Annotated in this window: 13 protein-coding genes; all 13 read left to right on the plus strand. The window is 32.1% G+C overall.

What is annotated here, in order from left to right; genetic code table 11:
* The first annotated feature begins 753 nt into the window (after positions 1-753).
* Positions 754-2,109 carry a reverse transcriptase family protein gene (locus ACSVH5_RS02380; protein ID WP_438059862.1) on the plus strand — a complete coding sequence of 452 codons (1,356 nt, stop codon included), beginning with the start codon at positions 754-756 and terminating at the stop codon, positions 2,107-2,109.
* A gap of 3 nt (positions 2,110-2,112) precedes the next feature.
* Entirely contained in the window at positions 2,113-3,366 is a 1,254-nt protein-coding gene (locus ACSVH5_RS02385; protein WP_438059863.1) for a hypothetical protein, read from the plus strand.
* Complete coding sequence (locus ACSVH5_RS02390) at positions 3,363-3,977, plus strand: hypothetical protein (protein ID WP_438059864.1); 615 nt, start codon at positions 3,363-3,365, stop codon at positions 3,975-3,977. Before ACSVH5_RS02385 ends, ACSVH5_RS02390 begins: the two co-directional genes overlap by 4 nt.
* A complete protein-coding gene (locus ACSVH5_RS02395) occupies positions 3,974-5,722 on the plus strand; it encodes a response regulator (RefSeq protein WP_438059865.1) in 1,749 nt (582 codons plus the stop codon). Before ACSVH5_RS02390 ends, ACSVH5_RS02395 begins: the two co-directional genes overlap by 4 nt.
* Before the next feature lie 87 nt (positions 5,723-5,809).
* Positions 5,810-6,157, plus strand: coding sequence for a DUF3127 domain-containing protein (locus ACSVH5_RS02400; RefSeq protein WP_438059866.1), 348 nt, complete (start codon positions 5,810-5,812; stop codon positions 6,155-6,157).
* Positions 6,158-6,216: 59 nt separating this feature from the next.
* Entirely contained in the window at positions 6,217-7,275 is a 1,059-nt protein-coding gene (locus ACSVH5_RS02405; protein ID WP_438059867.1) for a DnaB-like helicase C-terminal domain-containing protein, read from the plus strand.
* 190 nt (positions 7,276-7,465) lie between these two features.
* Positions 7,466-8,575: a reverse transcriptase family protein gene (locus ACSVH5_RS02410; RefSeq protein WP_438059868.1), complete on the plus strand. Its 1,110-nt coding sequence runs from the start codon at positions 7,466-7,468 to the stop codon at positions 8,573-8,575.
* Between the two features lie 1,133 nt (positions 8,576-9,708).
* Positions 9,709-10,341, plus strand: a complete 633-nt coding sequence (locus ACSVH5_RS02415; protein ID WP_438059869.1) for a murein L,D-transpeptidase catalytic domain-containing protein — start codon at positions 9,709-9,711, stop codon at positions 10,339-10,341.
* Between the two features lie 50 nt (positions 10,342-10,391).
* Positions 10,392-10,769, plus strand: coding sequence for a hypothetical protein (locus ACSVH5_RS02420; RefSeq protein ID WP_438059870.1), 378 nt, complete (start codon positions 10,392-10,394; stop codon positions 10,767-10,769).
* 135 nt (positions 10,770-10,904) lie between these two features.
* On the plus strand, positions 10,905-11,420 hold the full coding sequence (locus ACSVH5_RS02425; protein ID WP_438059871.1) for a hypothetical protein: 516 nt from the start codon (positions 10,905-10,907) through the stop codon (positions 11,418-11,420).
* A gap of 65 nt (positions 11,421-11,485) precedes the next feature.
* Positions 11,486-11,692 carry a hypothetical protein gene (locus ACSVH5_RS02430; RefSeq protein ID WP_438059872.1) on the plus strand — a complete coding sequence of 69 codons (207 nt, stop codon included), beginning with the start codon at positions 11,486-11,488 and terminating at the stop codon, positions 11,690-11,692.
* A 106-nt stretch (positions 11,693-11,798) separates the two neighbouring features.
* Complete coding sequence (locus ACSVH5_RS02435; RefSeq protein WP_438059873.1) at positions 11,799-13,049, plus strand: hypothetical protein; 1,251 nt, start codon at positions 11,799-11,801, stop codon at positions 13,047-13,049.
* Between the two features lie 97 nt (positions 13,050-13,146).
* On the plus strand, positions 13,147-14,442 hold the full coding sequence (locus tag ACSVH5_RS02440; protein WP_438059874.1) for a DUF2130 domain-containing protein: 1,296 nt from the start codon (positions 13,147-13,149) through the stop codon (positions 14,440-14,442).
* Positions 14,443-14,483: the final 41 nt, after the last annotated feature.

Below are 14,483 nucleotides of genomic sequence, written 5' to 3' on the forward strand. Positions count from 1 at the left end.
TTTACTGTGCAGTTTAAATGCACAAACAATAAATACGTTTGCAGTGTCAAACAAAAGTTCTTTGAAAAACCGCAGTGAAATTATTGAATAACCTATCGCAAGATAGGTTGATCTGCTGGGACTTTAAATTATAGTTCAAATCGGCAGAGAGTACTGTTGCAAAACAGTACAAAAGGTTAGTGTAGTACTTAAGCTTGTCCTCCCTATGTTCAAGACCCTCACCAATCTTTGTCTTTAATTTAATAATAGTATTTATCGCTATTATTTTTATTGGTCAAATAGGCAGATAAAGAATAATAACTACGGTTTAAAAAAGAAAAAAATAAAAGTAAAATCTATGTATAAAAGCATTTAATAAGAGAAAACAAATAATATATTAAAGTGCTTTCGTATATTTATCCAAATCAAACTTAACAAAGTTGCTACTGTGTATTAAAATTGCACACTTTAAATATACGTTTGCAGTGTCAAACAAAAGTTCTTTGAAAAACCGTAGTTAAAATATTGAATGGTCTATCGCAAGATAGGCTTTCCTGCTGGAATTAGTAGTGATACTCATTCAAATCGGCAGGTGGTTCTGGAGCAATCTTGAACTGAAGGTTAGTAGTGTAATTTTACGTACTTGAAAAAAAATTCAAGCATAAGATATTATTAGCATTATTAATAGCTGCAAATCTATATTTATAAGATCTTTTTAGACACATAAAGAAAGAATAACAACTACGGTTTTCAAATACTTACAATACATCAAAAATGAAAATTACTCCTGAACAAAAGTCAAACATCCAAAAAGCTTTTCAAAAAATGAATAGCAAGAATGATTTTTTAGCCTTACTCAATGAGGTAAAACAAATGGAGTATGGCAAAAAGTGCCATCCTTTTACCGAAAAACAATTAAATTATTACATCAATAAAGACAAATTTGCATCGGATTTTGAAGTTATACAAGCTTTGTTCCCGGAAGAAGCAGCTAAAAAGAACCTTGTCCACACAGGCCAAGGCTATACCACCTTTACTATAAAAAAGAAATCAGGAGGAACCAGAACAATTCATGCCCCACAAAAGGGACTTAAGGAATTTCAAAAAGCCTTAAATACAATTTTACAAAATGTACATGAACCGCACAAAGCCGCCACTGGGTTTGTATTAAATAAATCAATAGTCGACAATGCCAAAGTGCATGTAGGCCAACTATACGTGTATAATCTCGACCTAAAAGACTTTTTCCCAAGCGTAGACAAATCCCGTGTTTGGGGCAGATTATTGGTTGCGCCATTTCATTTAGAAAATTCTGTAGAACGCAAAAAAATTGCCAACATGATAGCTGCAATAACATGCACTAAAATGGAAGTAGAACGCTATGAAAACAACGCATGGATAAAAAAAATCTGCGCTGTCCTGCCACAAGGCGCCCCTACTTCGCCAACCTTAACCAATGCCATTTGCGAAAAAATGGATGTTCGCTTGGCAGGAGTTGCCAAACGATTTGGCTTAAAATATACACGCTACGCTGACGACATTACTTTTAGCAGCAATCATAACAATTATGAAGTTACTCCGAACAACTTCGAGAAAATATTCTTAACCAATAGTACTTTTGATATGGAAGTCAGACGAATTATTGCGGATCAAAATTTTCACGTTAAGGAGAGTAAAGTGCGTTTGCAAAAAGAAGGCTATCGACAAGAGGTAACGGGTTTGGTGGTGAATGATAAAGTAAATGTTACGCGTCGCTATGTCAAACAATTACGTCAATGGCTATACTACTGGGAAACCTATGGTTATGAAAAAGCTTTTACTTTTTTCTTGCAAAAATATGCAGCAGAAAAAGGGCATTCCAAAAAAGGAAAACCAAATATGGCTATGGTTTTGGAAGGGAAGTTACTATATTTGAAGATGGTAAAAGGCGAACTTGACGGAACATATTTGAAATTAAAGGAGCGCTTTGATAACTTAATTGACAGTGCTACACCCATAAATTCAATTCTAGATATCTGGGAAACCCAAGGTATAGAAAAAGCTATGGAGACCTATTATAGTTCTAAAAAGGACAATAAAAAAGAAGAAAAGAAAAAGGATAAGAACAATAACGTAGTGCTTATTATATAAAAAATGATGAAAAATAAAATATCATTTATTACTGAATTGTTAGATTCAAAAAAGATTCAAGCTTCTCAAAAAGAGAGGCTTTTCCAATTGACCGCAAATGAATTGAAAAAAAATGAAGAAAGAGATGAGAAAATTTTATCTGAAATTGAAGCTATTAAAAAACAGTTGACAAACATTTCAGAAGGAAAAGTGAATATTACTGAATCAGGAGCATCTCATCCGCCTGATTCTGAAGGAACTACTAAACCATCAGGGAGTTCTAAAAATAGTAAATATCACAATCCAAAAATCATTTCAGTTTTTTTAAAAAATTTCAGGGAAAATACCAATCTGAAATTTTCAACTCATATTTGGGACAGTATAGAAAAATATGCTGACATTGATACCTTTATAATTGGTTTGGAGGCGGACAAGAAAAACTTTAAGTTCTCTAACTTGTTTAACCACAATGCCGATTTATACAATTTAATTAATTACTTTTTATATAAGCCCAAACAAGAAATTGTAGACGGAATTCCTAAATATGGTTGGCCTAATTTAAACGAGATTAAAATTGGCTGGCAATTCCCAGGCAGCTTATTGATAGATTGGTGTAGAAAAAACTACGACAATCAATTAGATAGTTCTAATTTCAAATTTCCAATGCAATTTTCCTTGCCTCAAAATTTGAAACCTAAAAAAAGAATTGGAGGAATAACAATATCTACATTTGAAAATGTTGTAAATGTGTTTAAAAACGAAATTGAGTTTAGGGACAATTATTTATATGAAGAAATCGAAAAGAAAAGGAATATGATTATTCCTGATTTTAAAGTAGAATCTTTTGAATCCCTCAAAGGAATACAATTTTATACTTACACAAGGGGTGTAACTTTAGCAATTGGTCGAATATTTGAAATGTTCAAAAAAAATGAAATAGCAAAAACCATAACTATAAACGCTACACTTCACGACAACATTTTTACACTAACAATTACTCAAAATGATTCGTTTCCAACAAAAAAGATAGATTTGAATAATCTAAAAAATTTCATTGGAGGTGATACGAATGATATTATTAAAAATGTTTTTAGTTTATGTGATTACTCTATAATATCAAAGTTCAAAATAATTAATGGAGAAGAAAAAATGGGCGAATTCAAAATATTATTTAATGACGCGGAATACGATTTAAAGTCATTAATTTCAAATCCAGAATTTATAACAATTGAGGATAATGTTGAAGGATTTACACATCAATTCAAATTTTATTTATGAGAGCAATACTAATAGAAGATAGACCCGATAGACAAAAATTATTCCTTTCTGATATTGAAAACGGCATTGAACAATTAAAGGATATTTATAATTTAGATATTCCAAGCGGTCAAGATTGCAGGGATATAATTACAGCTATAAACGATGAAAAATTCCATTTTGATGGCATAAATTTGATAATGATTCACAAATCATCGCTAAGCTCAATCGGGATTAATTATTTAATCAAACTCTCACAAGGTAAAGTGACGCTGGTATTTTTTAGTGGAAATATTGATCAACTTATATATGATAATACGAATATTGAATGTCTTCATATTAATTCAAAAGATTTTTATTCATCAAGATTAATTCCATATATAAAAGATTTTATAGCGGATTTGAAACCACATGTTTTAGAACTAAAGAACAAGGACTGGAAACTTTCTTACTTCTTTTTACTGAGGCAATTATTTCAAAATAGAGTAATTGAGGACGATTATGAAGAGAAACATATACTAACACAAAAAATAGAAAAAATTAAAACCATACTTAACATTAAAGAAAAAGAAGATTCCGAAATTCTTGATTTTATTTCAAAGGAAACTGATAAAATAATGGCTACAATATGAATGCACTCTTAATATATAACGATAACATCAGTAGTAAACTAATTAAAGAGTTTGAAGAAAAAGGGGGGATTGCAATTGACTTTAATATCGGTAATCAAGATTTAGCTAACCCTAATTTTTCCTTTGACAATACTGTTTCTGAAAAACTAGAATCAATTGAAAACAAACAATTTGATGTGATTTTTTTGCCATTTTCACTATCTGAAGAAAATTATATCGAGTTTTTGGGTATTCAATTCTCTTATCATATAAGGTTAACACCTAATTTTAATAATATATATACTCCTATCGTTTTTTTTGGTAACGAAACGCCAGAAATCATTAATAAAATAACAAGTCAAGGAGTTATTTTATTTACACCAGGCATTTATTGCACACAAAAATCAACGGTGAATGATTTTGAGAAACAATTAAATTTTATCAAAAGTAAAAAACCAGCAATAACCAAAGAGGAATACAAAACGTTTTTAGAAAAAATAAATGTTATACCCCCAGCTAATTATGCGACACATCATTCTATTACCAATGAATGGAGTATACTCAGATGGGCAAAAACACTAAATGTGAATGACGACGATGATATATTAAAAATAGAGTCTAAAATTGGATCTTCTCTTTACTATAAATATCTAAATGCAAAATATCCAATTTTGGAATCTAATAAAATTTCGGATTCAGAGCTATTAATTAAAAATAAAGGGAGAGTACTATATTTAGATGACGAGGCAGAGAAAGGGTGGAGTGAATTATTTAGTGAATTATTATTTACCAAATGTGAATTAAAGGAATTTGATGGCGAATTGGGTTATGATTTTAAAGGAAAGGAAAAAAAAGAAATAATACATTTAAGTTTCGAAAAAGTTAAAGAGTTCAATCCAGATGTTGTGATTTTAGATTTACGTCTGCATGATGATGATTTTGAAACCCAAAATCCCAAAGAGATTTCAGGCTACCAAATTCTTAGAAAAATTAAGGAATATAATAATGGGATACAAGTAATAATATTTTCTGCAACTAATAAAATTTGGAATCTATTAGAACTGCAGAATGAAGGAGCCGATGGATTTATCTTAAAAGAAGCCCCCGAGTTAAGCGTAGATAAAAATTTTACAAAAGATTCAATTAAAAATATTATCAATACGATTGACAAATGCTTGGAATATTCGTTTTTAACTGATTTTTATAGCAAATATAAAGAAATGAAGCAGGAACTTTTGCCAAGAACAAATCCAAAAAACGCTGAATATCCATTGGATAAAAAATTTGTAAATGAATATTTAAAATGGCTGAAATTTGGTATTGACAATATTGGAAAATTTAAAAACAAAGAAGGATTTGTAACTTCATTTTTAATTTTGTTTAGTGTGTTAGAAAATCTTTCAAATAGAATAATTGATATTGATAATCCTGAAAGTGTGTTTATAAATAACGAAACCAAATATCAATACAAATTCAGAATAAACGACAAATATTTAAAATTTTTCGAATGCAATGATGATGTTTATTCAAGTAGTAATAAAAACCTGGTTTCTTTGAAAAGCATAAATTGGAATCAAAAAATTCTTAATGCATTAGATTTTCTCTCAGGGTATGAATTGAATTTTCCTAACATAAATAATATAATAAGAAAGAGAAACGACATAATTCATTCAAATACTACAACTGGTAACAATATTGAAATATCGATTGATGAAATTAAAAAATTATTTTATCTGATTACAAATAACATTAATAATTTAAAATAACTACTCTGCACTAAACCTGCACACATATCCATTTCCTTTGTACTGCTGAAATAACAAACCCAGTATTAATTTACAATTTAAAAACCTATGAACATCACAGCAAAACTAATTCAAATACTACCTATGCAAACCGGAACGGGTAAAAACGGATCATGGCGCAAACAAGACATTATTGTCGAAACGGAGGCACAATATCCCAAAAAAATTGCCGTTAGCATTTGGGGGGACAAAATCAACGAAAATCAATTAATACTTGGCACTACTTTAACTATCGATTTTGATATAGAAAGTAAAGAGTTCAATAGTAAATGGTATACTGAATTGAGAGCTTGGAGGATAGAAAATAGTGTAGCAACTATTACTTCCGAAAATAATCTAACCTCTGGCAGCATAACTGCTGAAGAAGAAAATGAAGATCCGGATTTACCTTTTTAATTGAAAAAATGAACAATATCCAATAGTTATTTATAATCCTTAACATTAACAAACAAATCATGGACACCATCTTCAAAAAAAAATTAGAAGAAATCATCAACAATCCAAAACTAGAAATACAGGATATGAGGAATGAATTCCATAAGATGGTCAGCCAATGGGATTTTCAAAACACCATCTTGAAAAAACCAAAAAAAATAGAAGAACTAGCTTTTGAAGGAAAAGAATTATGGGGCAGTGATTCCCATAAAATAGAAACCATCAAAACTGGATTCAAAGATCTTGACATGTCCTTACAAGGATTGAATTTTGGGGAATTAGTCGTAATTGGAGGTCGCCCCTCTATGGGTAAAACACAATTTATAGCACAACTTGCTTTACAAATTTCAGTTTCCCATCCGGTGCTTTTTTTCTCTTTTGACGAATCAGAATATGCAATGACTTGTCGATTTGTATCCTCTCTTTATGGAATTGCCACAAACCAACTCATTACTAATGAAATGAGTGATGAAACAAGAAAAAAATTACTTAGGGTGGATGAAGAAATGCAAAAATATCAACTCTTTCTTAATGATGATTATTCTTGTTCGTTAGCCGCTTTTCAAAACTATTGTCAAACGCAAATAAAAGAGCAAGGCATAAAAATCATTATGATTGACAACCTGCAAAAAGTGAGCAACAACAATCTTAGCAATTATAAAGAAAAAGAAATTGGCAATTGGGTTAGGGCCCTAAAAAAAATGGCTCACGAACAGCAAGTGTGTGTCATTATCACCAGTCAACTAAGTAGAGCCGTAGAAGGAAGACCAGGGTTCAAAATTCCACAACTTTCTGATTTGAGTGATAGCGGGAGTATAGAACAAGAAGCCGACAAAGTACTTCTCATGTACCGCCCAGAATTTTATAAAATTGATGAAAATGAAGATTTTATTTTTACTGCAGGATTAGTAGAAATGATCTTGGCAAAAAACAAAAATGGCGATCTAGCCAAAACCTACCTTATGGTCAATTACAACTTTACCCAATTCCGAAATTTTAAAGAAAATAGCTCCGAATTTGAATTCTCTCAAGAAAGAATCAACGAAATTGACACTAACGATTTTCCATTTTTAAAATAAATTAACTTGAGCCGTTGTACTAAAATTATGATGTCATTAAAAGGAAATACCTTGACATAGTGGTTGTGTTCCTGCAACCCGTGAGAATATTGGAGTGTAGAACTCCTTTCATTGCGATGCTCACTCCGTTCCGCTTCTCATAAAAGGCTAAAAACAAGATAATTAACAACGGCTCTTTTTAAACTAACTCATGACTATTTCAGAAATAATAACGATTGCAAAAAAAAACGAGAAACAGTTAATTAATAAACTGTACCAAAAACCATATGCTATTGGAAAGCAGCTGAAAAAATTAAAAAAACACCAACGCAATGCAGTATTGTTCTTATCACTTAAGAAGCCAATGCAGCTTACCCGCTTTTTTAATTTACCTTTTTTTGAAATAGAAGAAATAATCAATAATCCCATTTATACCCAATATATTATTCCCAAAAAAAGTGGCGGTAGTCGTCAAATCGAGGCACCTGAAGAACGCTTAAAAAAAATACAAAAACAACTTAACTTCTACCTACAAGCTCATTACTTATGGATCAAACCCAGAGAAGTATTTGGGTTTGTTATAAATCCAAATGATCTAGAACCTTTCTGCAATATTGCCGAGAATGCAAAAGTCCATATCAATCACAAGCAGGTACTAAATCTCGACATCAAAGACTTTTTTCCATCATTAACAGCAGCACAAGTAAAACAAGTCTTTTCAGGACCGTTGTTCAACTTCAACGAGCAAATGGCCACAGCTTTTACTTTACTTACCACCTACAAAGGAAAGCTTCCAATAGGCGCTCCTACTTCACCTGTGCTATCCAATTTTATATGTAAAGCATTGGATAACGACCTAATCCTTTTTGCCAAGGAAAACCATCTTAACTATACCCGCTATGCGGATGATCTTACTTTTTCTTCCCAACAAACCATTGAAACCAAAACTATTGACCAAATCAAAGCTCTCATTACAAAGCACCATTTGGTCGTCAATGAAAAGAAAGTACATCTAAAAGGGAACCATAGCAAACAAATAGTAACTGGAATAACCGTAAACACTAGAATCAATGTGGATCGAAAACTCCTAAAAAAAACTAGAGCAATGCTGCACGACTTAACCGTAAACGGTTTAGAAACAGCAACTCAAAAACACTTCAAAACGAGTGATAACATTCCCAAACTCAAATATAAATTCTTAAACCGTTTAGACGGTTATATTAATTTCATTGGCCAAATAAGAGGAAAACAAAATCCTACTTATAGCAAATACAAAGAAACTTTTAAAAAAATAAGCATTCAATTGGAAGTAAATAAATAAATACAAGAGTCATTTATCTAAAAAAAAAGACATAAACAAAAAGGATTTTCTGATAAACTACTAGTAATCCAATAAACTATTTACCATGGCAAATCTAATACAAACATTTTGTCGCTCCTGTGGCTTTAAAAATAATTTTCTTTTGGGAGACGGTAAATTTAGGGATCCCAATATTCGTATGGTACCCGCTTTAAATCGAGAAAAACAGTCCTTTGAAATGGCTAATTATTTTGAACACGAATATTCAGGCAAATACTATTTCTATTCTGATGAAAAACTAAAAGGGGAAAAGTGTGAATTAGGAATTTTGAAAGTTTACAATTTTTCATATCACTATGAAAATAACTATTGTCCAAATTGCAAAAATTATTCATGGGCATTTCGAACGGGACTATATTGTAGCTAATAATGTAACAAATGCATCAATACTAAAATGTTTCCTTCAAACAATATTTTCGCTTTTTACCAAGATAGTACTACAGAATTATTCCATAAAATGAATAACTAATGGACTATTTTGAAGAGATAATACTTTTGTATTTTGAAATTTTCCGAAAGATTTTAAGAAGTAAGTTTTTGGTGTTAAAACAGACAACAATAATCATATTACAACAAATGAACCCTAAAAAAAAATAAAATTGAATCCTTGAACATTGTAAAAAAATGAAAATTGTGTAACAAAATGATTGTAATGTATTTCATTAGCTAAATCAAAGTTAAAGGAGGACTCAATATAATCAGGGTTAAAGTCATTTGTTTAATTTTATTGATTTTTTCTAAATAAAGACATTTTTTTATGATAGTTCACTACTAGCTATAAACTATTGTTGATAATAACATAACGATAATAATAGACTATGAAAAATGAAGGAATTGGAAGTATCAATAAAAACATCAACTTTCTGAAATTGGGATTGAAATGAAGTCAATATTATTAAATACTTACCTACAATATAACTATAGCAAAAGATTTTACAAAAGATACATTTCCTATTTTTTTTCAAAATGAGGAAATCCGTAAGGAATTCTTTGTCTGGAAATATAAGTTTGATGATCTTAATAAAATGGAAATTTATTCATTTATAAAAAAGAGAATAACTGAAATGTTGTAGTAAAAGATAAAAACAATTCATATGATAAAAAAAAATATAATTATTAGCCTTGTAATTATAGTTAGTACCATGACCTATTGTAAACGTCTTGAGAATAAGAACAAAATAAAAGAATTAAACGAAAAAACACTAGTAAATGCAAAATCAAAAGCTTCCGAAGCCCTAGATTTTTGCCGTGCTAATAACATGAATACGGATTTTTGCATTTTAATTGATATGAGTATCCATTCGGGATTAAAGCGGATGATACTCTGGGATTTTAATCAAGAAAAAGTAGAAGCATCATTTTTGGTCAGTCATGGTTGTGGTGATGCTCCTTGGGGTTTAGATCTAACTAAAGAAAATCCTTCCTTTAGCAATAAAGACGGAAGTCATTGCAGCTCTTTAGGAAAGTATAAAATTGGGGAACGAGGCTATAGCAACTGGGGAGTTAACACCAAATACCTCATGCATGGTTTGGAAGCTAGTAATCGCAATGCACTGAAACGTACCATTGTATTTCATTCTTGGGAAGCGGTTCCTGATGATGAAGTTTACCCCTCCGGTACTCCCGAAGGATGGGGCTGCCCCGCCATTTCCAATGCAAGCTTCAAAATCATCGACCCTAAACTGCGATACAGTTCAAGACCTGTTTTGATGTGGATCTATAATTAAAAAAAGAGCCTCTCGTTTGCTGTATTATAAAAAACCAATTAATTTATTTAATGATTAGAATAGCAACCTTCACCGTAATTACACTGCTCATAATAGTCGGTTTTATGATTAAACTACCTCATAGTTTTCATAATTATGATAAAGAACTACATGCCTTGTTTTACTTTTATGCAAGCTTTGGTTGCAACTTGTTTTGGGCTAAAAACAGAGGGATTTACTATATTTTAGGAGTATTCGGCTTGATCGTTTTTGGTGTTGGTATTGAAATAGCCCAAGATACCTCCAACCACTTTTTCAGAAAAAAAATCCATGGCAATTTTGACCTTCAAGACATTCAATACAACCTTTTAGGAATCGGGCTCTACTCAACACTATTCTTTGCGAATTCTTTATATCAAAAAATCATCACCAAAACCCAGTCACTTTAAAAGAAAACAAAATCGTATTTAAAACGAAACTAACCTTATATAACTTTACCCCATAATAAGCAACTGATAACCGAAAACTGATAACCGAAAACTGATAACTGATAACCGAAAGCCGATAACCGACAACTGACACCTATGACACCCGAATTTTGGATTGCCCATGCCGACTCCCTTTTCCATCAGATATTCATGTTATTTATGGGTGGATTGTATGCCCTAGCGATGCTCGTAGGAGTAACCTATCAAACCATGAATATTTATTGCTATTTTATATTTTATCCCGCTTCATTTGCCTTGTTTTTGGAGTCAAAAAAGAAATATTGGGTAGTAGCTGCAACACTGTTGTTTTTTGCCATCCCTAATCTCAATTCCCATTGTGGCGTATTTTTCAAACAATGTGTTGCCTTTTTAAATTATACTGCAAAAATTTTCAATTCCAATTACATTGACATGAGTGTGTATCTCTGTGTATGGGTCCCACTTTTACTATATGTCCCCTTTGTTACATGTACTCACAACAAGCAGCAACTTAAAAAATTAGGAATCATTATAGGAATTGTAGCAGTTGTGTATATGATTGTTATCTATCCTTTTTTCAAACCTGCTTTGGAATACGTTTGGAAAAACCAACACCAATGGGTCAAAAGTTGAGTTTTTTTTCTACATTTAGAATAAATAAATGGAAATACACGAAAGTTCAATTCAAAACTTCCAATATGACACTAGCAAAACGGATCCAAGAGTATTTAGCCTTAAACGAGGTGCTTTATCACGCACAATTAGAAAAAGAAGAATGGATTGACCTGATACCCTTACCTAAAGTCATGCAACGTATGTTTAGTAACGATAGTTTTATTCCCAAACCAGATGACACCCCAAGAAGTAATGATACAAGTTCAAACGAAGACCTTCCTACAACTTAATTGTAGGCAATAGACTATTTACTACAAATAGGAATTAGGTGCAAAAACGGAACATTAAATCTGATCTCTGAACACTTTTTCACTGAATACTTAAATGCCTAACCTCATGTACAAAACCCTACTCCTTTTTTGTCTCGGACTATATACAACAACCTTAGCTGCACAAATAAACCCTGAATTCGAAACCCATAACAACGGACTCATCTATAGTGAGGCGACAATGAAAACGTTGCAACATCTAGTAGATTCTTTGAATTTAAAATTCAAAAAATGCGAACTCAACAAAGTTTTCTATGCCAAAAAACAAACTTTAGGACATGCTATTCAGTTGGACAAAGGTAATATACAACAAGCCAAAATTGATCTAGAAAATCAAATGCCACTGAATGAATTCATTCTTAAATACCCATTTGCCAAAGTCGAAAAAAACGTGCTTTTGATAAAATACAACTACACCGACTACAAGAACAAAGAAAAAATTGTTTTTCATAAAGTCGGTTTGAACAAAAAAAATAGCCTTGAGATAGTGTGTAACAAAGATCAAAAACCCTATGAACAAGCCTGCAAAAATACTTGGGTATGGCAATATGATGAAAAAACCGAATACAGTAAAGAGGAAATTATAGGTTTTTATTTCCCTGAAGAATTTGAATCGAAACCATTACCCTCAAAGTATGCCTTGCAAATCGCCTATGCCGATTGCCTTATTGACACTACAGCAACAAAATTCAAATCAGAGCTAACAGAAGGTTGGATAGATTTACCCGAAAATTGGCAAGCTTTATCCAAAGACAACCAACTCAAATTATTGAATGAAATGCGTGCGACAAGAGTAGTAGGCCGTTGTAGCATGGACAGCAGTCCAAGAACACACGCCTTAAACATTGCCCTGTTATCTGCTGAAACCACCCAATGGGAAATCTTTCTCAAAGCCCATTTAGACATTATGAACGATCGTTTTTTAAGAGTTTCTGACGGCAGTTACGCCTTTGAAGGTCGCAAAACCTATATTAAAGAACTAGAAAACCTCAACATCAACGTCCCCGACCTAATTTTGGGTACAGCCTTACAAGTAGAAAATCCAGCTGCAAATCATTATTTTGCAACTGTAAACCGTATGGGGAGAGCCCTTGCCGAAGCCAAGGACAAAGAGCAATTCAAAACCCTACTCCTCTCCATGATGGGCGACCCCGAACTTGACAATTTCAACAGAGTACAAGCCTATTTTATGCTACTTAACGCTATTCCTCACATCGAAGACAAACAGGAACAAAAAACCTATGAAGTAGCCTTAACACAAGCGGTAAATACGTTACCAGTAGTTTTAAAAGAGAAGATCCATTTGATTAAAAAATAAAACTAAATTTTGAAACAAAACATTTCATTTAAGAAAAATACTTACGTTTTGAATAAACTTAAAGAATTAATTAAAAAAAACAATAAAAACAGAAATCATGAACGAAATTATCTGTCCTCATTGCCATAAAGCCTTTAAAGTAGATGAAGCTGGTTATGCCGATATCCTAAAACAAGTGCGCGACCATCAGTTTGAGGAAGAGCTTCAAAATCGATTAGCTTTAGCCGAAAAAGAAAAAGAAAGTGCTATACAAATTGCAGAAGCGAAAGTTCGTAAATCATTACTAGAACAGTTAACGCAAAAGGAAACAGCCATCGCTAAATTAAAATCAGATGCTGCAGTAGAATTAGCACAAAAATTGGCCCAAAAAGAGGCAGAGGTGGCAAAAGTAAAAGCTGAAAAAGCCAACGAGCTAATGCAATTAAAAGCACAAATAGACAATGCCGAAGTAGCCAAAAAATTAGCCGTTACAGAAGCCTTGCATAAAATTGAGAAAGAACGTGATGCCTTGTTGCATGAAGTAAATACCAAAGAGTTAGAAAAACAAAACATTGAGAACGCTTTAAAGCAACAATTCAGCATCGAATTACAAAACAAAGAAGCCATTATCAAATACAAAGACGACGAAATTGCGCGTGTAAAAGACATGAAAGCTAAGTTGTCCACCAAAATGATTGGCGAAACCTTAGAGCAACATTGCGAAACCGAGTTCAATAAATTACGCGCTACGGCTTTCCAAAATGCTTATTTCGAAAAAGACAACGATGCGCGTTCGGGTAGTAAAGGTGATTTCATTTACAAAGAAACAGATGAAGCGGGTAATGAAATTATTTCCATCATGTTTGAAATGAAAAATGAAGGCGATGAAACCGCAACCAAAAAGAAAAACGAAGACTTTTTCAAAGAACTGGATAAAGATCGTAACGAGAAAAAGTGCGAATATGCCGTTTTAGTGACCATGCTAGAAGCCGATAGTGAGTATTACAATACAGGTATCGTAGATGTATCCTACAAATATCCAAAAATGTATGTGGTGCGTCCTCAGTTTTTCATACCTATTATCACTTTGTTACGCAATGCTGCCATGAATTCTTTACAATACAAAGCCGAATTAGCCTTAGTTCGTAATCAAAACATTGATATCACCAATTTTGAAGAAAAAATCAATCAATTCAAAGAAGGATTTGCTAGAAATTATGATTTAGCCAGCAGAAAATTTCAAACAGCAATAGACGAAATAGACAAAACCATCATCCATTTGCAAAAAACAAAAGAAGCGCTCTTATCGTCCGATAATAACCTGCGCTTGGCGAATCAAAAAGCAGAAGATTTAACCATCAAAAAATTAACCCATGGTAATCCTACGATGAAAGCTAAGTTTGATGAGTTATAAATACCTGCATAGTCCTTAAAAATTTTTAGAGTTTTACTAAA

The sequence above is a fragment of the Flavobacterium sp. RSSA_27 genome (genome assembly GCF_051547125.1).
Taxonomy (GTDB): domain Bacteria; phylum Bacteroidota; class Bacteroidia; order Flavobacteriales; family Flavobacteriaceae; genus Flavobacterium.